The 17,224-nt window shown below is 72.2% G+C and carries 23 protein-coding genes; 7 read left to right on the forward strand and 16 right to left on the reverse strand.

The genetic code is table 11. The annotated features are described in order from the left end of the window. Window position 1: 1 nt before the first annotated feature. The 9 genes from AB0A63_RS22740 to AB0A63_RS22780 all read right to left on the reverse strand — a co-directional run bounded on the left by AB0A63_RS22740 (window position 2) and on the right by AB0A63_RS22780 (window position 5,579). Window positions 2-268 (reverse strand): hypothetical protein, encoded by a 267-nt coding sequence (locus AB0A63_RS22740; RefSeq protein ID WP_360394637.1) that lies wholly within the window; start codon window positions 266-268, stop codon window positions 2-4. Next, window positions 234-1,154, reverse strand: coding sequence for an NAD(P)H-binding protein (locus AB0A63_RS22745; RefSeq protein ID WP_360394640.1), 921 nt, complete (start codon window positions 1,152-1,154; stop codon window positions 234-236). The genes AB0A63_RS22740 and AB0A63_RS22745 overlap by 35 nt, the downstream gene beginning before the upstream one ends. Beyond that, window positions 1,151-1,906: a TetR/AcrR family transcriptional regulator C-terminal domain-containing protein gene (locus AB0A63_RS22750; protein WP_360394643.1), complete on the reverse strand. Its 756-nt coding sequence runs from the start codon at window positions 1,904-1,906 to the stop codon at window positions 1,151-1,153. The genes AB0A63_RS22745 and AB0A63_RS22750 overlap by 4 nt, the downstream gene beginning before the upstream one ends. A 62-nt stretch (window positions 1,907-1,968) precedes the next feature. Further along, window positions 1,969-2,277 (reverse strand): MerR family transcriptional regulator, encoded by a 309-nt coding sequence (locus AB0A63_RS22755; RefSeq protein ID WP_360394646.1) that lies wholly within the window; start codon window positions 2,275-2,277, stop codon window positions 1,969-1,971. Window positions 2,278-2,701: 424 nt separating this feature from the next. Beyond that, the gene (locus AB0A63_RS22760; protein ID WP_360394649.1) at window positions 2,702-2,923 is read right to left on the reverse strand and encodes a hypothetical protein; all 222 of its coding nucleotides are present in this window, start codon (window positions 2,921-2,923) and stop codon (window positions 2,702-2,704) included. Further along, window positions 2,920-3,426, reverse strand: coding sequence for a general stress protein (locus AB0A63_RS22765; RefSeq protein ID WP_360394652.1), 507 nt, complete (start codon window positions 3,424-3,426; stop codon window positions 2,920-2,922). Before AB0A63_RS22765 ends, AB0A63_RS22760 begins: the two co-directional genes overlap by 4 nt. Before the next feature lie 35 nt (window positions 3,427-3,461). Beyond that, window positions 3,462-4,241, reverse strand: a complete 780-nt coding sequence (locus tag AB0A63_RS22770) for an arylamine N-acetyltransferase (RefSeq protein ID WP_360394655.1) — start codon at window positions 4,239-4,241, stop codon at window positions 3,462-3,464. Window positions 4,242-4,286: 45 nt separating this feature from the next. Further along, a complete protein-coding gene (locus AB0A63_RS22775; protein WP_360394658.1) occupies window positions 4,287-4,778 on the reverse strand; it encodes a GNAT family N-acetyltransferase in 492 nt (163 codons plus the stop codon). A 30-nt stretch (window positions 4,779-4,808) separates the two neighbouring features. After that, entirely contained in the window at window positions 4,809-5,579 is a 771-nt protein-coding gene (locus tag AB0A63_RS22780; RefSeq protein WP_360394661.1) for an SDR family oxidoreductase, read from the reverse strand. Window positions 5,580-5,644: 65 nt separating this feature from the next. On the opposite strand from AB0A63_RS22780, the gene AB0A63_RS22785 reads away from it, so the two are divergent. Both AB0A63_RS22785 and AB0A63_RS22790 read left to right on the forward strand, forming a co-directional pair. Beyond that, complete coding sequence (locus AB0A63_RS22785; protein WP_360394861.1) at window positions 5,645-6,037, forward strand: MerR family transcriptional regulator; 393 nt, start codon at window positions 5,645-5,647, stop codon at window positions 6,035-6,037. 103 nt (window positions 6,038-6,140) lie between these two features. Continuing rightward, the gene (locus tag AB0A63_RS22790) at window positions 6,141-6,317 is read left to right on the forward strand and encodes a hypothetical protein (protein ID WP_360394664.1); all 177 of its coding nucleotides are present in this window, start codon (window positions 6,141-6,143) and stop codon (window positions 6,315-6,317) included. Window positions 6,318-6,526: 209 nt separating this feature from the next. Here the strand turns inward: AB0A63_RS22790 and AB0A63_RS22795 are convergent, their stop codons facing one another. Beyond that, window positions 6,527-6,754, reverse strand: coding sequence for a hypothetical protein (locus AB0A63_RS22795; RefSeq protein WP_360394667.1), 228 nt, complete (start codon window positions 6,752-6,754; stop codon window positions 6,527-6,529). A gap of 62 nt (window positions 6,755-6,816) precedes the next feature. Here AB0A63_RS22795 and AB0A63_RS22800 point away from each other — a divergent pair, with 62 nt between their 5' ends. Then, the gene (locus AB0A63_RS22800; RefSeq protein ID WP_360394670.1) at window positions 6,817-7,548 is read left to right on the forward strand and encodes an SDR family oxidoreductase; all 732 of its coding nucleotides are present in this window, start codon (window positions 6,817-6,819) and stop codon (window positions 7,546-7,548) included. Between the two features lie 9 nt (window positions 7,549-7,557). Here the strand turns inward: AB0A63_RS22800 and AB0A63_RS22805 are convergent, their stop codons facing one another. Next, a complete protein-coding gene (locus tag AB0A63_RS22805) occupies window positions 7,558-8,061 on the reverse strand; it encodes a DUF2087 domain-containing protein (RefSeq protein WP_360394673.1) in 504 nt (167 codons plus the stop codon). A gap of 60 nt (window positions 8,062-8,121) precedes the next feature. Then, on the reverse strand, window positions 8,122-8,598 hold the full coding sequence (locus tag AB0A63_RS22810) for a hypothetical protein (protein WP_360394676.1): 477 nt from the start codon (window positions 8,596-8,598) through the stop codon (window positions 8,122-8,124). A 48-nt stretch (window positions 8,599-8,646) separates the two neighbouring features. Here AB0A63_RS22810 and AB0A63_RS22815 point away from each other — a divergent pair, with 48 nt between their 5' ends. Beyond that, entirely contained in the window at window positions 8,647-9,636 is a 990-nt protein-coding gene (locus tag AB0A63_RS22815) for a YafY family protein (protein WP_360394678.1), read from the forward strand. Here the strand turns inward: AB0A63_RS22815 and AB0A63_RS22820 are convergent. The 4 genes from AB0A63_RS22820 to AB0A63_RS22835 form a co-directional block, all read right to left on the reverse strand. Beyond that, window positions 9,572-10,309: a DUF3626 domain-containing protein gene (locus tag AB0A63_RS22820; RefSeq protein WP_360394681.1), complete on the reverse strand. Its 738-nt coding sequence runs from the start codon at window positions 10,307-10,309 to the stop codon at window positions 9,572-9,574. The two genes, AB0A63_RS22815 and AB0A63_RS22820, sit on opposite strands and share 65 nt — an antisense overlap. A 100-nt stretch (window positions 10,310-10,409) precedes the next feature. Continuing rightward, entirely contained in the window at window positions 10,410-10,949 is a 540-nt protein-coding gene (locus AB0A63_RS22825) for a sugar O-acetyltransferase (RefSeq protein WP_360394683.1), read from the reverse strand. Then, window positions 10,946-11,704 (reverse strand): SWIM zinc finger family protein, encoded by a 759-nt coding sequence (locus tag AB0A63_RS22830; protein WP_360394685.1) that lies wholly within the window; start codon window positions 11,702-11,704, stop codon window positions 10,946-10,948. Before AB0A63_RS22830 ends, AB0A63_RS22825 begins: the two co-directional genes overlap by 4 nt. After that, entirely contained in the window at window positions 11,701-14,025 is a 2,325-nt protein-coding gene (locus tag AB0A63_RS22835) for a DEAD/DEAH box helicase (protein WP_360394688.1), read from the reverse strand. The genes AB0A63_RS22830 and AB0A63_RS22835 overlap by 4 nt, the downstream gene beginning before the upstream one ends. Window positions 14,026-14,066: 41 nt before the next feature. Here AB0A63_RS22835 and AB0A63_RS22840 point away from each other — a divergent pair, with 41 nt between their 5' ends. From AB0A63_RS22840 to AB0A63_RS22850, 3 genes are all read left to right on the forward strand, one after another. After that, the gene (locus AB0A63_RS22840) at window positions 14,067-14,837 is read left to right on the forward strand and encodes a TetR/AcrR family transcriptional regulator (RefSeq protein WP_360394691.1); all 771 of its coding nucleotides are present in this window, start codon (window positions 14,067-14,069) and stop codon (window positions 14,835-14,837) included. A gap of 184 nt (window positions 14,838-15,021) precedes the next feature. Then, window positions 15,022-16,260, forward strand: coding sequence for a hypothetical protein (locus AB0A63_RS22845; RefSeq protein WP_360394694.1), 1,239 nt, complete (start codon window positions 15,022-15,024; stop codon window positions 16,258-16,260). Next, window positions 16,257-17,213 (forward strand): transporter substrate-binding domain-containing protein, encoded by a 957-nt coding sequence (locus tag AB0A63_RS22850; RefSeq protein ID WP_360394696.1) that lies wholly within the window; start codon window positions 16,257-16,259, stop codon window positions 17,211-17,213. The genes AB0A63_RS22845 and AB0A63_RS22850 overlap by 4 nt, the downstream gene beginning before the upstream one ends. Window positions 17,214-17,224 lie beyond the last annotated feature (11 nt).

Here is a 17,224-nt window from a genome sequence, read left to right on the forward strand (position 1 = left end):
ATCAGACCACAGCCACCGGCCGGATTTCCACGACGCACCCGGCCACCGGGATGCGCCGCACGCGTTCGACCGCTTCGGCGTGGTCGCGCACGTCGATCAGCCAGTACCCGCGCACCGGCGCACCCGTTGTGACGCGGCCGTTCCCGTCGACGGCGCCGGCGCGCAGGTCGGCCGCGTCGAGCAGCACCCCCGCCCGCGCCAGCGCATCGCAGTACCTCGTGGCGAACGGCAGCTCAGCCGCCGTCCTGACGATCACCAGAAACCGCACCGGGTCCTCCTCGTCGCGCGTCCCCCGCGGGAACGTCGATCGAGGAGCCGCCGAAATCGACGGCGTGGTCGCGCGCCCATGCCGCGAACGTGCGGTAGGGCCTGCCGGTGACGGTCTCGAAGTCCGGCTCCACCGCGAACTCGTAGTCGGAGAAGTCGTCCGCGTCGCCGCCCTCGTAGCCGCCGAGGCCCAGGACGTAGCGGGCGATCTCCTCCGGCCAGCCCACGCTCACGTAGTAGGCCAGTGCCTGCTCGACCGTGACGTCGGCGAAGCGCAGCTCCCGCCCGAGCACCTCGCCGATCGCCCGCGCCATCTCGCGTTGCGTGAGCGGCGCGGGGCCGCTGAGCGTGTAGGCCTTGCCGTCGTGGCCGTCCTCCAGCAGCGCGGCGACCGCCACGTCGGCGACGTCGGCCTCGTGGATCGGCTGGCCGAACTCGTCGGGGTTCGGGTGCACGATCGTGCCGTCGGCGCGGATCGACGGTGCCCACAGGTCGACCTTGTTGACCGCGAACTCGCCGGGCCGCACGTGCGTCCACGCCACCCCGGAGGCCTCGACCGCCTGCTCGACCGGCAGGTGGTGGGTCCGGTCGTAGCCGTGGGTCACCGCGCCCGAGGACAACGTGACGATCCTGCGCACACCGGCCCGCACGGCCAGGTCGACGACGCGCTGCGCGGTGGGCGGGTGCGCGAACAGGTAGAGCTTGTCGACGCCGTCGAACGGGATGCCGCCGGGGTCGTCGAGGTCGCCGCGCACCACCTCGACGCCGTCCGGGAAGCTCGCCTTCGCGGGGTCGCGGGTCATCGCCCGCACGCGAGTGCGGTCCGCGAGTCCCCGCACCACCAGCCGGCCGACGTTGCCGGTCGCCCCGGTCACCAGGACCGTCATCGCAGGCCTCCCTCGATGCCGTCGAGCAGCTTGGTCAGGCCGTAGTCGAACGAGCCGCGCACCTGCTCGGCGAGCGTGCCGCCGGTGTCGTAGGCGCCGGCGTTCCACAGGGTCGTCATCGTCGGGTAGCGCTCCACGTCGAAGTAGTCGTCCCAGAACAGCTGCCGCGCGTGCCACCAGGAGTCGCCGGACTCGCCGGTGACCTGTTCGAGCTGCTGGTCGTCGACCTCGGCGGCCGCGGCGCCGTGCACGAACCCCTCGACGGCGGTGTGCGCGACGATGACCTGCCGCGGTTCGAGCCCGGAGTCGGCCAGCGCGGCCAGCACGAACTCCTGCCCGTCCATCAGGCCCGGTCCGAGCGGTGGCCGCACCATCGACACGTCCCGCATCCACGGGTGCGCCTGGTAGACGGCGCGGGTGCGGTCGGCGTAGTGCTGGATGCGTTCCCGCCACGTGCCCTCGGCGCTCAGGTCGCGTTCCTGCAGCACCGTGTCGGCCATCAGGTCGATGAGCTCGGCCTTGCCGGGCACGTGCCCGTAGAGCGACATCGTGCCGACGGTGAGCTCCTGTGCGACGCGCGCCATCGACATCGCCGCGAGTCCTTCGCGGTCGGCCACGGCGATGGCGGCCGCGACGACCTGGTCGACGCTCACCTTGGGCTTCCTGCCGACCGGTTTGGGCTCCGGCGGCCGGCGCCAGAGCAGTGCGATGGTCTTGGCGGCGTCTCCTGCGCCGCTGCGTTCGACGGCCATGCGTTCCCCTCATTTCCGTAGGCCATACGGAAACAATACCGTACGTCATACGGAAACTGGGGTCAGTTCGTGCCGAGCCGCGCCCGGAGGTCCGCCACCTGGGCTTTCGCGGCGGTCAGGTCGTCCTGCAGCCGGACGATCACGATCGCGGAGGCCAGCGGGTGACCGTCGTCGAACAGGGCCCGGAAGCGCTGGGCGAGGCCGAGCTGACGGCGGGAGTAGCGGCGGTGACCGCCGTCGGAGCGCTGCGGCACGAGGACGTCGGCCGCGTCGAGGCTGCGCAGGAACGCCTGCTGCACGCCGAGCAGCTCGGCCGCCCTGCCCATGCTGTAGGCCGGGTAGTCCTCGTCGTCGAGGTCGCTGAGCGGCACGCCGGACTCCTCTATCGGGTGGTTGACTAAACCTACAGTGCGCGCTACAAAAAATATGTACCTGCTAGCTCTTCATCGAGGAGTGGTACAAGGTGCTGACGACCGGTGAGAGGGCGTTCGCGGACCTGGTGTACGCCGACCCGGCGTGGGTGAGCGCGGAGTTCGAGGCGATCATCGACGCCAACTTCGGTACGACACCGAGACCGCGTCACCACCGCCCCGCGGCCGCCGTCGGGTTCGCGGAGCCCGCGGCACTGCGAGGGGTGTGGCGCACCGGGTCCGCGAGGTCGCGGCAGCGATCTCCCCCGGCCGGACGAGGCAGTCGCGTTCTCGTCCAGCCGACGCGGGAAGGAGCCCGGACACAGGGGAAGGGGCGGCAGACCCGGAGGTCTGCCGCCCCTTCCGCGTGGTGGGAGCTGGTCTTCTAGGCGGCGAGGTCGGCGCCCGCCGGTTCGAGCAGGAGCTGCGCCACGCCGAGCTGGCGGGCCGCGGCGCGCAGGTCCTTCACGACCTCGGCGACGTCGCGGCCGAGGTCGCGGTCGGCGCGTGCGGCCAGCTGGGCCGCTGCCGAGCTCAGCTCGGCGCTCCTGAGGCTGATCTCTTCCACCGCCGCGCGCAGTTCCCCGGCGGTCAGCGGGGCGCTCATCCGCGCCACGCCAGCTTCGTCAGCATGTCCTTGCCGCGTTCGGCGCTGCGCGGGTGGCTCAGCACGTCGTAGCGGCCCGCGACCAGCTGCGTGGTCGAGGCGAAGTCGCGCTTGCCGCGTGTGGCCGCGTAGCGCATGGCCGACGAGGCCAGGCCGAAGGCCGTACCGACGAGCAGACCGGTGACGATCGGGGCGATGGCGCCGCCGGTCGAGAACAACCCGAGCAGCAGACCGACGAACAGACCGAACCAGGCACCGGACGCGGCGCCGGCGCCGAGCACGCGACCCCAGGTCAGGCGCGCGGTGACGCGTTCGACGATCATCGGCTCGACACCGACGATGGTGACGTCGGCGACCGGGAAGTCGTTGTCCGCCAGGTGGTCGACGGCTCGCTGCGCCTCTTCGTAGGTGGCGTAGGACCCGATCGGCCAGCCGCTGGGCGGGGTGGGCAGTGCGTTGACGCCGGTCGTGGCTCCAGCGGTGAACGGAGTCGCGGTGGTCATGTGCAACACCTCCGATGTGCGATCCCCTACATCTATTAGTACGAATGTGCGGGCACGGGTGTTCCTGAAGTTGAGCCGATGTGACTCAGCTCCCTCTCGGTGAGCGCGATGTCCAGCGACTCCAGTGCCGCACCGAGGTCCTCGACCTCGACCCGCTCCGGTTCGGCGCCCGCGCGGTCGACGGTGAGCGTGCGGCCGACCAGCCGCCGGCTCAGACCGGGTTCCAGGCGCATCACGACGAGCTGGCCGCTGAACGGCGACCTCGGGTGCGTGGCCACGTAGTAGTTGGCCGCCAGGTAGTCGACCGGCAGCTGCTCGACGTCGTCCTCGAACGCGTGCTGCAGCTCCCAGCCGTCCGCGGTCTGCTTCTCCAGCACCCAGCGGCGTTGCGCACGCCGCAGCCGGTGCGGCCACCCCGCCTGGTCCACGACCGCGCCGTCGCGCAACGGCATCGGGTGCAGCATCCCCGCGCCGAACCCGACGTCGGCGAGCTGACCGTCCACGATGGACATCATGTGCGTGCGCGGGCCGGTCCTCACCCGGCTCATCCGCCGCTGCACCGTGTGCCCGAGGCGTTCCAGCACCGCCGTGAACAGCAGCTGGTGCTCGAAGCAGTACCCGCCGCGGCGGCGGTGGACGAGCTTGTCCTGGATGTCGGCCATGTCCAGCGACGGCACGAGACCCAGCATCACGTCGATGTTCTCGAACGGAATGGCGCGCACGTGCGCCTCATGCAGCTCCGCGAGCGAGCTCGACGCGGACGCTCCCGTGCGCTCCAAGTACGCGTCCAGATCGACGTCGTCCGTCTCCCACATGCGTGACCCCCTTCGGCTGTGAACCCCTCGCCCACCCCAACTCGATCACGCCGACTCCCATTCCTGGCGGGTCAGCTCGTACTCGACGTCACCGTGCTCGGCGCCGGGCAGCGGCTCGTCCCACTGCGGGAACACCGTGCGCACGTACCGCAGCCCGCATTTCCGCATGACCCGCCGCGACCCGGCGTTGACCGCCATCGTGGTCGCGACGACCCGCTGCGCCCCGCGTGCGCGGAACGCGTGCTCGACCAGCGCCCCGGCCCCCTCGGTGGCGTACCCGCGGCCCCAGCAGTCGCGGCGCAGCCGGTAGCCCAGCTCGAACACACCGGCGCCGGTGTCCCCGAGCTCGAACCAGCCCAGCCACCGCCCGGTGCGCCGCTCCACCGCCGCGTGGAAACCGCCGGCCAGGTAGTGCCCGACGGGCGCGGGGTCGAGGAACCGCATCACATCGGGGTCGGCGTGCAGCCGCCGCAGGTCGTCCACGTCGGACTCGGTGAGCGGGCGCAGCGTCAGCCGTTCGGTCCGCAGGCGTTCCACACCGGCATCCTGTCCGGGCTGTCCACCGGATTACGGCTGGGTCGCGCGCAGGGCGAGTGCGGCGACCAGGCGCAGAGGTGTCCTGCGGAGCAGGAAGGCGGTGAGCTTGTTGAGGTGCCCGTCGACCACGGCCGGTCCGCGGCGCTCCAGTGCGGCCAGCGCGGTGCGGGCGACCTGGGCGGGATCGCGCTTCCCGCGGCCGGGCCGGGCGTTCATCGCCGTCCGCGTCGGTCCCGGGCTCACCGCGACCACGCGGACGCCGCTGGAGCGCGTCTCGGCCCACAACGCCTGCGTGAAGGACAGGACGTAGGCCTTCGACGCCGCGTAGGCGGCGAGCACGGGCGCCGGGGTGTAGGCCCCGGTGCTCGCGATGTTGACGACCGATCCGCGGCCCCGCCGGACCATCCCGGCGACCACGAGCGCGGTCAGCTCGGTCAGGGCACCGGCGTTGAGGTCCACCAGCCGGCGCAGGGCGGCGGGGTCGCTGTCGGCCACCAGCGCACGTGAGCTGGTGCCGGCGTTGTTGACCAGCATCTCCACCTCGACACCCGCCTCCCGCACGACCTCCAGCAGGCGGTGGGGAGCGCCGGGCTCGTCGAGGTCGAGCGGCACGCACCGCACGACGACACTGTGCCGCTCGCGCAGTCCGGCGGCGGTCTTCTCCAGCCGGTCGGGATCGCGGGCCACCAGCACCAGGTTCGCCCCGTGGCCCGCGAGCGCGTCCGCGATGGCCTCGCCGATGCCGCTCGACCCGCCGGTGACCAGGGCGTGGCGGCCCTTCATCTCGGATGCCGTTGTCATGGCGGCTAACCTAAACATTGACGTCAACGTGAAGGTCAAGCCGACGGCCGGGAAGGCGGGACGTGATGCGCATCGGAGAGCTCAGCCGGGCGACCGGCGCGAGCACGCGGGCTCTGCGCTACTACGAGGAGCAGGGACTCATCCGCAGCGAGCGCCTGCCCAACGGGTACCGCGACTACGGGCCCGAGGCGGTCGGCGTGGTGGAGTTCGTCCAGGACCTGCTCGCCGCCGGGCTGTCCTCCAGGGTGCTGCGCGACGTCGTGCCCTGCGTGGGCGGCGGCCACGAGAGCACCGCGTGCTCCGAGCTGCTCACCATGGTCCAGCAGGTCCGCGACGACCTGCTGGACCAGGAGCGGCGCATCCGCGCCCGCCGGCAGGCGCTGGAGCAGTACCTCACCGGCCGGCGCAGCCCGCGCGGCAGCACCGGTCTGACCGGTGTGCCCGGGACTTCGGCCTGACCGTCTCCGGTGCCCCCGGCGTCCGATGTGGTGGCCGTGACCGGGGTCACGGCAGGCCTGCCCTCGTGCGGGGCGCAGGAGGGCGCGATGGCAAGATCCTCGCGTGCCGATCGATCAACAGTCCGGCAGTGCAGAGCCGGCGACCGAGGTGTTCGCGAAGATCACGTCAGAGGAACCGAAGGCGGCACCCGCGCCGGCGCCCGTGCGCCGACGCAGGTCGCTGTCGCGGCGGCTCGCCCGCCGCATCCTCGGCCCTACTCTGATGACCAGGAAGGACTGAGCTCACTACCGGTCGGGGACCTGGCCGAGCCCGCCGCACGCGCGGCAGGCGGTCCGGTCCTCGTTGAGCCCAGATCCATGGCAACGGCTGCACTCCTTCACAGGACGACAGTGTCCGCTTCTACTCCGAGTGGCCGCAGCCGCCGAAAAAGGGACCCCTTGGCAATAATGGGTGAACCCCATCGTTCACGCTCGGTGACGACCCGGTGATCAGGCCGGGGTGGACGGTCCCGCCGGGATCTCGTTGGCACGTGCGACGTTCCCTGCGACGATGCCGCTGCGCTCGGCCGCCGGGACCCGCCACCAGCCCGAGCAGCCGCGCGGGCACGGGTGTGACATCTCCTGCACGACAAGGCCTTCGTCACCGAACACCGGCTGTTGCCACGACATGGTCCCCGACCCCGCGCACAGCAGGCAGGTGTCCTCTTCATGTTCCACCAGTGGTGATTACTCCACACTCGACACCGCGGGCAATCGCTGGATCGAGGGGAGAAGCGGGCATGGCGGTAGCGGTCGTGACGGGAGCGGGTTCGGGTGTGGGGCGTGCGGCGGCGCGCACCCTGCTGGCCGCGGGGTTCCGGGTGGCGCTGGCCGGTCGGCGCGCGGACGCGTTGCGCGAGACCGCCGAGGGCTTCCCGGACACCGCGCTGGTGGTACCGGCCGACGTGTCGCGTGAGGACTCGGTGAGCGCTCTCTTCCAGGCGGTGGTGGACTCCTGGGGCCGGGTGGACGTGCTGTTCAACAACGCCGGCACCACCGTGCCGGCCACGCCGGTCGAGGACTTCGGCCTCAGCGCGTGGGAGGAGGTCGTCGGGGTGAACCTGACGGGCGCGTTCCTGTGCGCACGGGAGGCGTTCCGGGTGATGAAGACCCACGGCGGCGGGCGGATCATCAACAACGGCTCGATCTCGGCGTCGGTGCCGCGCCCGCACGCGGTGGCCTACAACGCGACCAAGCACGCGATGACCGGGCTGACCAAGTCGTTGTCGCTGGAGGGCCGCGCGCACAACATCGCCTGCGGGCAGATCGACATCGGCAACGCGGCCACCCCGATGACCGAGCGGATGGGCCGGGGCGTGCTGCAGGCCGACCTCGAGACCCGGCCGGAGCCGACGTTCGACGTGCGGCACGTGGCCGACGCGGTGCTCTACCAGGCGCGGTTGCCGCTGGAGGCCAACGTGCAGTTCATGACCGTGATGGCCACGGCCATGCCCTACATCGGCCGGGGCTAGACCGCGGCATCAGATCGGCAGGGGCTGGGCCTGGTACATGCCGCCGCCGCGTTCGAGCAGGCCGTGGTCGACGAGGTAGCGGCGGAGGGTGACGTGGTCGACCTCTCCCCCGTCGCACCACGCCCGCAGCCGTTCGTTGACCTGCTTCTCGTCGTAGTACTCGCGGGCGGTGAAGGCGCGTGCGGCGACGTGTTCGAGGATCTTGCGGCGGCGTTCGGCCGCCACCGGGAGCGAGATCAGCTTGTCGCCGCGCACGAACGGCGCGAGCCCGTCGGCGGGCATCGCCTCGGTGAGCGTGGCGGCGAGCGGCTTGAGGTCGGCCGGGCGGGCCGGTTCTCCCTCGACCAGCCCGGCCTCGCGCAGCTTGAGCAGTGCGACGCCCGCGTCCTTGACCTTGAGCCCGGACGCGGCGGCGACGTCGGCCAGCGTTCCCGCGCCGAGGACGACGGCGGCGAACGCCCGCAGCCTCGACGGTTCGGCCAGTGCGCGCACGACGTTCTCGGGGGTGGTCATGTCTGCGAACCTAACCACCCCGTCCAGCCGTTTACCGGGACGGCGCCCCCGTCCAGTCGCTCATCGGCCGACCGGTCCCCGCGCCAGGCTGTCGGCGAGGTAGGCGGTGAGGTCCGGCTCGTCGGTGTCGAGCACGTGCCGCACCCAGGCCCTGCGTTCGTGTTCGAGCGGCGGCAGCTCCCAGACGCAGCCGATGAGGTCCTTGGGGATGACGCTGAAGCGGGTGAGGTCGGGGTCGGTGGAGCCGAGGAACGGCTGGTCGCCGGAGACGGCGGTGCGGCAGTGCAGGACGTTGTCCCAGACCCAGTTGTAGGCGTTGAGGTACATGCCCGCGGCGCTGCGGTGCAGCACGGTGACCGTGGCGGGCGGGGTGGGGTCGGCGAAGTCCGGGTAGATCGTCGGCAGGAAGTCGTACGCGGCGGCGCGGATGTCGTCGGTGATCTCCAGTCCGGGGGTGACCACCTCGTACCGCTTCACGTGTCTGCCCGCGACCACCAGGGGTTCGCGCACCGTCAGGTTCTTCTCGTAGAACGCCATGCGTCGAACGTATGAGCTATCACTGACATCTTGTGGCAGTGTGCCCGCGTGCGTGCGAGCCGGTTGGTGTCGTTGCTGCTGTTGTTGCAGGCGAAGGGGCGGATGACCGCGCAGGCGCTGGCCGACGAGCTGGAGGTGTCGGTCCGCACGATCTACCGCGACGTGGAGTCGCTGCACGCCGCCGGGGTGCCGCTCTACGGCGACGCGGGCCCGGCGGGCGGCTACCAGCTGCTGGAGGGTTACCGCACCCGGTTGACGGGCCTGACCGAGCAGGAGGCGGAGTCGCTGTTCCTGGCCGGGTTGCCGGGTCCGGCGGCGGAGCTGGGTCTGGGGGCGGCGGTGTCGGCGGCGCAGCTGAAGCTGATGGCGGCGTTGCCCTCGCCGATGCGCGACCGGGCGGCACGGATGGCCACGCGGTTCCACCTCGACGCCCCTGCCTGGTACTACGACCCGGAGCGGTCGCCGTTCCTGGAGCTGGTCGCCGATGCGGTGTGGCACGCGCGGCTGCTGGAGGTCTCCTACCGGCGCTGGCAGGCTCCGGAGGAGGTGACGCGGGTGCTGCGCCCGCTCGGCCTGGTGCTGAAGGCGGGCCGCTGGTACCTGGTGGCGCTGGGGTCCTCGCGCATCTCGACCTACCGGGTGGCGCAGATCCAGGCCGTGCGGGCGCTGGAGGGGACGTTCGAACGCCCGGCGGGTTTCGACCTGGCGGCGCACTGGGCGGCGTCGCTGGAGGACTTCCAGGCACGCCAGCACACGGGGTCGGCGGTGCTGCGGTTGTCGCCGCGCGGCTGGGAGTCGTTCGCCGTGCACGTGCTGCCGGTGGTGGCGCGGGCGGCGGAGGACTCGGCGGTGCCCGACGGCGGGTGGACGCGGGTGACGATCCCGATCGAGTCGGTCCCGCACGCGACGGGGATGCTGCTGCGGCTGGGCGCGGAGGTGGAGGTGCTGGAGCCGGCGGAGCTGCGCGAGCGGGTCACGGCGGTGGTGCGGGACCTCGCAGCGCTGTATGCGCCAGGTGGTGCCACAGGTGTTTCCTGACCTGCGGGTCGGCGTCGGCCTGCGCGAGGACCCACGGGTCGATGACGCCGTCGACGGCGATGCGCAGTCCCAGCTCCACCGACTCGGGCGTGCGGAAGCCGGGGTCGAGGTCCGTTGTGGACATCCGGAACCCGCTGTGCCACTCGACGCGGGTGTCCAGGGCGTGCGCGGCGTCCTCTACCTCGGTGCCGCGGAAGGACGGGTCGAGCACGACCGCCTCGACGTCGGCGAGGGTGACCGGGCCGTGGACGTGGGCCTCGACGTAGTCGTCGAGCAGGTCGCGGTGGCCGGTGAGGGCGATCAGCGGCATGTGCCGCGCGGTGCCGAAGTCGACGGGTTCGAAGACGCTGTCGGGGTAGCAGAACGTGCTGCGGTCGAGGGTGTTCTCGGTGAGCCGCAGGTGCGCCGAGCCGAACCGCGGTGCGCCGCCGAACTCGCTGCGGCGGTGGTTGAGCGCCCCGTACTTGGGGCGCGCGGCGGGTGGGGCGTGGTCGTAGGCGCCGCCGAACAGGCGGCTCTCCCACTGCCAGCGGGCTCCGCCCGGGTGGGCGGTGAGGCCGCCGTTGCCGGTGCCGGTCTCGAACTGGGACCGGTAGACGCCGTCGCGGGCGAGGGCGGCCAGGACCCCGTGGCCGGGGTGGAAGTTGAGCGTGATGCGCAGGTCGCGTGGCACCGGCGGTCCGGTGAGGCCGCGGAAGTTGTCGGTGCCGGCTGCGATGATGGAGGTGGGGGCTCGCGTCCCCCCGGCGGGGGGCCAGTCCGAATCGATCCGGTCAGAGCTCACGGACCACCCGGCAGGGGTTGCCCACGGCCAGCACGCGCGGCGGGACGTCACGCGTCACCACGCTCCCGGCGCCGATCACCGCGTTGTCCCCGATCGTCACCCCCGCGCACACGATGACGCCGCCGCCGAGCCACACGTTGTTCCCGATGACGATCGGTGCCGCGGTCTCGTACCGCTGCCGGCGTGCCTCGTGGTCCTCGACCGGGTGCAGTGCGGTGAGCAGCTGGGCGCGCGGGCCGATGGAGACGTCGTCGCCGATGGTGATGGTGGCGCAGTCCATGAGGATCGCGTCGTAGTTGAGGAAGCTGTTGGCGCCCAGGTGGATCTGGTAGCCGTAGTCGCACTGCAACCGCGGCACGACCCACGAGCCGGCGCCGATCGACCCGAACAGCTCCTGGATGACGGTGTCGTCGCGGGTGGCGTTGAACGTGTCCAGGAGCTGTTGCGCGCGGCGTCGTTCGGCGACCAGTTCGGGGTCGGAGTCGCGGTACAGCCGGCCGGTCATCATCTTCTGCTTCTCGGTGATCACCCTTCGAGGGTGCCCGAACGCAGCAGTGCGCGGGCGCGGCCGGCGGCGATCTCCATCAGTGCCACGAGCTCCTCGGCGGCGAACCCCGGTGGCGCCTCGACCGCGAGCACCACAGGTGTGGTGGCCGGGACGCCCGGTCGTGCGGGCAGCTGACCTGCGGCGACGTCGGAAACCACCACAGGTGTTCTGGTGCCGACGGGTCCGGCGACGCGGGAACGCAGTGCGTCGAGCAATTCCTGTTCGGGTTTGCCCTTGAGCAGCAGCAGGACGAACGGGTCGGCGTCGAGCAGCCAGCCGACCTGGAAGGCCAGTGCGGCGGCGTGGCGGCAGGGCAGCTCCCAGCCGGGGCAGTCGCAGTCGGGGTCGAGGTCGCCGATGCCGGGCAGCAGGTCCACGCCGACGTCGGCGGCGGAGGCGACCAGGGTGCGGGGCATGTCGTTGTCGAGCAGGGCGGCGATGTGACCGGACTGCTCGGCGACGCGGTCGAGGAACCGTCCCCAGTGGAGCTCGGTGAGCTCCGGGACGTGCACGGTGGTGCTGTAGACGGTGTCGTCGTCGTGGACCTGGGCGTGCAGGCGGCCGGGGCTGACGGTGATGGGGCCGACGACGCCGGCGTGGGCGTAGCGGCGGCCCATGCGGATCACGGCGGTGTCGAGAGCGGTGTCCTCCAGTGCCTTCACCCACGTCTTTCCCCACCAGGTGGTGGCGACGCGGCGCTTGGTCTTCGGGAACGCGGCGAACCCGCGGGCGGTCATCGGGTGCTCCTCAGTTCGACGAGCTCGGCGAGTTCGGCGTCGGTCAGTTCGGTGAAGGCGGACTCCCCCGCGGTGAGCACGGCGTCGGCCAGGGAGCGCTTCCGCGCCAGCAGTGCGGCGATGCGTTCCTCGACGGTGCCCTCGGTGACGAGCTTGTGGACCTGCACGGGCCGGGTCTGGCCGATGCGGTGGGCGCGGTCGGTGGCCTGGTCCTCGACGGCGGGGTTCCACCAGCGGTCGAAGTGGATCACGTGGTCGGCGCGGGTGAGGTTGAGCCCGGTGCCGGCGGCTTTGAGCGACAGCAGGAACACCGGGGCGCGACCGGCCTGGAAGTCCTCGACCATCTGCTCGCGCCGGGCGACCGGGGTGCCGCCGTGCAGGAACAGGGTGGGGGCGGTGATGTGCTGTTCGAGCAGGCGGGCCATGGCGGTGTACTGGGTGAAGACCAGCACGGAGCCGTCCTCGGCGAGGATCGTGGCGAGCAGCTCGTCGAGCAGCTCCAGCTTGCCGGAGCTGCCCCGCAGCGTGTCGTGGCCCAGGTACTGCGAGGGGTGGTTGCAGATCTGCTTGAGGCCGGTGAGCAGTGTGAGCACCAGGCCGCGGCGGGCCATGCCGTCGGCGGTGGCGATCCGGTCGAGGGTCTCGCGGGTCAGCGCCTCGTAGAGGGCGGCCTGCTCGGTGGTGAGCGAGACGGGCAGGTCGGTCTCGGTCTTGGCGGGCAGCTCGGGTGCGACGCCGGGGTCGGACTTGCGGCGGCGCAGCAGGAACGGCCGCACGACGCGGGCGAGCGTGTCGTCGGGCTCCGGCCAGCGGGCGCGGAACGCGCGGTGCGTGCCGAGCAGGCCCGGTGCCGTCCAGTCCAGGATGGACCACAGCTCCGACAGCGAGTTCTCCACCGGTGTGCCCGACAGCGCGATCCGCGCCGCCGACGGGATGGCGCGCAACGCCGTGGCGGTGCCGGAGTGCGGGTTCTTGACGTGCTGGGCCTCGTCGGCCACGACCATGCCCCACGTGTGCTCGTGCAGGACCTCGGCGTCCAGGCGCATGGTGCCGTAGGTGGTGAGGACGACGCCGCGGCCGGGCAGTGTCCGGTGTGGACCGTGGTAGCGGGTGACCGGCACGCCGGGTGCGAAGCGGTGCAGCTCGCGTTCCCAGTTGCCCAGCAGTGAGGCGGGGCAGACGACGAGCGTCGGTGCGTCGAGGTCCTTGTGCAGGTGCAGGGCGATGAGCGTGATGGTCTTGCCCAGGCCCATGTCGTCGGCCAGGCAGGCACCCAGGCCGAGGGAGGTCAGGTGCGCCAGCCACCGCAGGCCGTGCAGCTGGTAGTCGCGCAGGGTGGCGCGCAACGCCGCGGGCTGGGCGATCTCGGGGATCTGCGTGACGGTGCGGGCGAGGTCGTGCGGGGCGACCTCGACGTGCTCGCCGTCGATGACCGCGACCCCGGTGAGGGCGGCGGTGACGGCCTGGACCGCGGGGATCGGCGCGAGCCGTGCGCGGGCCTTCTTCGCGAGTGCGGGGTCGAGCAGCACCCACTGGTCGCGCAGCCGCACGACGGGGCGGCTGGCCTCGGCGATGAGGTCCATCTCGGCGGCGGTGAGCGGGTCGCCGCCCAGGGCGAGCTGCCAGTCGAACGTGAGCAGCTCCCCGGCCGTGAACTGCCCGCTCGCCTGGCCGATGACCGCCCGCGCGGCCAGGGTGGTGTTGAGCTCTCTGGGCCAGTGGACCTCGATGTCGCTGCCCAGCAGCGAGCCGACCTCGTCGTCGGTGAGGTCGAGGTGGTGCGGGGAGGCCTGGTCGAGCAGCCGGTGCAGCGGTGTCCAGCTCGACCGCCGGATCGCCTTGATGGCGTCGAGCTCGCGCCCGGAGCCGGCGACGTCACGGGGGTGGGCGTCGGTGACGGCGCGGACCTGCAGCGTCGCCCGGAAGTCCAGGTCCAGCCGCAGCGACAGGGTGATCTGCTCGTCGGCCCAGGCCTTCAGCTCGGGCACCGCGCACGGCTCGGCCGCCGCGAACGGCCCGTCGCCCCCGCGCGGCAGCGTGTCGGCGACCGCGTCCATGAACGCGCGCAGCTGGTCATAGGACCCGTGCGCGGCCAGCGCGCGCAGGTGCAGCTCGTCGGCGTGGTCGAGCGGCCCGATCCGCCACGTGTCGTGCCCGGAGGCGGTCACCCCGGGCACGATGCGGCCGCGGGCGACGAGGTGCAGCGCGGTGGCGGCGGCCACGGCCCAGTAGTCCTCACCGGCCAGCACCGCGGGCAGGGCGTCGAGCAGGGGTTTTCCGTCGAGCTGACCGAGGCGGGGCGGATCGGCAGGGGCGAACATACTCTGTACCGTACAGCATACGGTACGGTAGTGTCGTCGTCGTGATCGAACACACGGGCAGCGGTGACCCGGCACGGACGCTGGCGTTGCTGTGGCGCACCCAGGAGCGGACCAGCCGCAAGGGCAAACCGGACCTGAGCGTGGACCGGATCGTGCGGGCCGGCATCGACCTCGCCGACACCGAGGGCCTGCGGGCGCTGTCGATGCGGCGGGTCGCCGAGGCGCTGGGCGTGGGCACGATGTCGCTCTACACCTACGTGCCCGGCAAGGGCGAGCTCATCGACGTCATGGTCGACACCGTGCAGCAGGAGACCGGCCGCGTTCCGGCCGCGGGCTGGCGCGCGCACCTGGCGTCCGTGGCGCGGGAGAACCTCGCCCTGCACCGGCGGCACCCGTGGCTGCTGCAGGTGGCGCCGTCGCGGACGGTGCTGGGCCCGCAGGTGGCGGCGAAGTACGACTTCGAGCTGCGCGGCCTGGAAGGCATCGGCCTGTCGGACGTGGAGATGGACTCGGTGCTGAACCTGGTGCTGGGCCACGTGCACAACTCGGCGCGCGGGCTGACAGCGGCGGCGCTGACGGAGAAGGAGACCGGTCTGACCGACCAGCAGTGGTGGGACGCGGCGGCACCGGTGCTGATGACGGTGTTCGACCCGGCCCGCTACCCGGTGGCGGCACGGGTGGGCGGCGCGGTGGGCGAGCAGCACCACAGCGCGTTCAGCCCGGAGCACTCGTTCGACTTCGGCCTGGAGATGATCCTCGACGGCGTGGAGCGGCTGGTCACCACCCGCCAGGCAGACACCGGTGGCCGCTGACGCAACCGCCGTACGGGTGGCGGAGCTGATTCGCGCGGTTACGGCCTGGTGACACCTCGCACGTCCGATCGCGAATTCGCACGCGGTGGTGCCCGGATGCCTACAGTTACGCCACGCGGCGTGGTGACGATCACCGGATCAGCGACCGCGCACCGGGCAGGCACCGCTGCAGGGAGGGCAGATCGTGGTGATCGACGCGCACCCCCGGCAGGCGCTCGTGCGCCGGATCACCGGTCTGGCGCGGTCGACGCCGGGGCGGTTGAGCCTGATCATCCTGGTGCTGGCGCTGGCGAGCCTGGCCAGCGGCACCCTGACCACCTACGGCGTGGTCCGGCAGTCGCAGGCCCTCGACGACCTGTCGGCGCGGTCGGAGCCGCTCGCGCACGCCGCGCAGGAGGTGTACCGGTCGCTGCAGGACGCGGACGCGACGGCGGCGAGCGCGTTCCTGTCGGGCGGGCTCGAGCCGGTGCGGCTGCGGGAGCGCTACGAGAAGGACATCGCGCAGGCGCAGGCGGCGCTGTCGGTGGCGACGGCCTCCTCCCCCGAGCTGACGGCGACGCTGTCGGCGCAGCTGCCGGTCTACACCGGGCTGATCGAGACCGCGCGCAGCAACAACCGGCAGGGCTACCCGGTGGGCGCGGCCTACCTGCGGCAGGCGTCGAACCTGATGCGCACCCAGCTGCTGCCCGCGGCGCAGCAGCTCTACGCCGCCGAGACCGGGCGGGTGACGCGGGCGCAGGACGAGGCGCGGTTCCCGGTGGCGGAGGTGGGGGTCGCGGTGCTGTTCGTGGTGGGGCTGCTGCTCACCCAGCGGTACCTGACCCGCAAGACCAACCGCGTGCTCAACATCGGGCTGCTCGTCGCGACCGGCGCGGCGGTGGTGTCACTGCTGTGGGTGACGACGGTGTCGTTGCTGGTCATGCGCGACGTCAGCGACAGCCGCACGGCCTCGCAGCAGGCCGACGTGCTCGCCCAGGCCCGGATCGCGACGCTGACCGCCCGCGGCGACGAGACGCTCACGCTGGTGGCGCGCGGCGCCGGTCAGACCTACGAGAAGAGCTTCGTGGACACCTCCGCGCGCCTCAAGGGGCTGCTGGAGCAGGCACGCCCCGGTGGCGGTGAGCCGGTGGAGCAGGCCGGACGGGCGTTCGAGCAGTGGCAGCAGGTGCACCAGCGGATCCGGGAGGCCGACGACGCCGGGCAGTACACCGAGGCGGTCAAGCAGATCAGCCTGCCCTACTTCGACTCGCTGGACCTCGCCCTGGTGCAGGCGATCGGACAGGCGCGGCAGGACTTCAGCGACGAGGTCGCGGTGGCGCGCTCGACGCTGGCGGGCACGGTGGTGGGGGTGCTGGTGCTGTCGCTGATCAGCGCGGCCGGGTCGACGACGGGACTGTGGCAGCGGCTCAAGGAGTACCGATGAGGCGGCTCGTGCTCGCGGCGGTGCTGCTGGCGGGGGCCTGCACGGGCGGACCCGTCCCCAGCGAGGTGGTGCCCGAGGAGGTGCCGGCACCGCTGCCGGCGGGGGCGAGCACGGTGACGGGCGCCCCGACGTCCTCCCCCGGTCCGGCGCCGCAGTGCGACGCGACGGCGAGCCTGCGCCCGGGACCGCTGCCGCCCGCGGGGCAGATGCCGCAGGGCTCGGCGATGGACCGCATCCTCCAGCGCGGCCGGTTGATCGCCGGGGTGGACCAGAACTCGTACCTGATGGGGTTCCGCAACTCCTTCACCGGCGAGATCGAGGGCTTCGACGTCGACGTGGCGCGCCAGATCGCGCGGGCGATCTTCGGCGACCCGGCGAAGGTCCAGTTCAAGGTGGTCACGGCAGCGGAACGGATCGGGGTGCTGCAACGCGGCGAGGTCGACGTCGTGGCCAGGACGATGACGATCACCTGCGAGCGGCTGCGCGACGTGGACTTCTCGGCCGTGTACTACCAGGCGGGCCAGCGGGTGCTGGTGCGGCGCAACTCGGGCATCTCCGGTGTCGGCGCCCTGAGCGACAAGCGGGTGTGCGTGGCCACGGGCTCGACCTCGCTGGGCAACGTCGCGGGCAGGGCGCGCACGCTGGTGTCGGTGCCGAACTGGACGGACTGCCTGGTGATGCTGCAGCAGGGGCAGGTGGAGGCGATCTCCACCGACGACACGATCCTGGCCGGCCTGGCCGCGCAGGACCCCTACACCGAGGTGGTGGGGGCGCGGTTCACCGAGGAGCCGTACGGGGTGGGGGTGCCCAAGGGGCAGGAGGACCTGGTGCGGTTCGTCAACGGCGTGCTGGAGCGGATGCGCTCCGACGGCACGTGGGCGCAGACCTACCGGCGGTGGCTGAGCACGCTGGGCCCGGCCCCGCAGCCGCCGGTCGCGCGGTATCGGGACTGAGGAGGGCCGTG

Source organism: Lentzea sp. NPDC042327, assembly GCF_040647275.1.
In the GTDB taxonomy this organism is placed as follows: Bacteria; Actinomycetota; Actinomycetes; order Mycobacteriales; family Pseudonocardiaceae; genus Lentzea.

What these genes read in the sequence shown, in the direction of transcription:
- AB0A63_RS22810 (WP_360394676.1), bottom strand. Translation starts at nt 8,598, where the DNA reads ATGGCGTTCTACGAGAAGAACCTGACGGTGCGCGAACCCCTGGTGGTC.
- AB0A63_RS22800 (WP_360394670.1), top strand. Translation starts at nt 6,817, where the DNA reads ATGGCGGTAGCGGTCGTGACGGGAGCGGGTTCGGGTGTGGGGCGTGCG.
- AB0A63_RS22785 (WP_360394861.1), top strand. Translation starts at nt 5,645, where the DNA reads ATGCGCATCGGAGAGCTCAGCCGGGCGACCGGCGCGAGCACGCGGGCT.
- AB0A63_RS22765 (WP_360394652.1), bottom strand. Translation starts at nt 3,426, where the DNA reads ATGACCACCGCGACTCCGTTCACCGCTGGAGCCACGACCGGCGTCAAC.
- AB0A63_RS22835 (WP_360394688.1), bottom strand. Translation starts at nt 14,025, where the DNA reads ATGTTCGCCCCTGCCGATCCGCCCCGCCTCGGTCAGCTCGACGGAAAA.
- AB0A63_RS22750 (WP_360394643.1), bottom strand. Translation starts at nt 1,906, where the DNA reads ATGGCCGTCGAACGCAGCGGCGCAGGAGACGCCGCCAAGACCATCGCA.
- AB0A63_RS22830 (WP_360394685.1), bottom strand. Translation starts at nt 11,704, where the DNA reads ATGACCGCCCGCGGGTTCGCCGCGTTCCCGAAGACCAAGCGCCGCGTC.
- AB0A63_RS22805 (WP_360394673.1), bottom strand. Translation starts at nt 8,061, where the DNA reads ATGACCACCCCCGAGAACGTCGTGCGCGCACTGGCCGAACCGTCGAGG.
- AB0A63_RS22850 (WP_360394696.1), top strand. Translation starts at nt 16,257, where the DNA reads ATGAGGCGGCTCGTGCTCGCGGCGGTGCTGCTGGCGGGGGCCTGCACG.
- AB0A63_RS22780 (WP_360394661.1), bottom strand. Translation starts at nt 5,579, where the DNA reads ATGACAACGGCATCCGAGATGAAGGGCCGCCACGCCCTGGTCACCGGC.
- AB0A63_RS22770 (WP_360394655.1), bottom strand. Translation starts at nt 4,241, where the DNA reads ATGTGGGAGACGGACGACGTCGATCTGGACGCGTACTTGGAGCGCACG.
- AB0A63_RS22745 (WP_360394640.1), bottom strand. Translation starts at nt 1,154, where the DNA reads ATGACGGTCCTGGTGACCGGGGCGACCGGCAACGTCGGCCGGCTGGTG.
- AB0A63_RS22760 (WP_360394649.1), bottom strand. Translation starts at nt 2,923, where the DNA reads ATGAGCGCCCCGCTGACCGCCGGGGAACTGCGCGCGGCGGTGGAAGAG.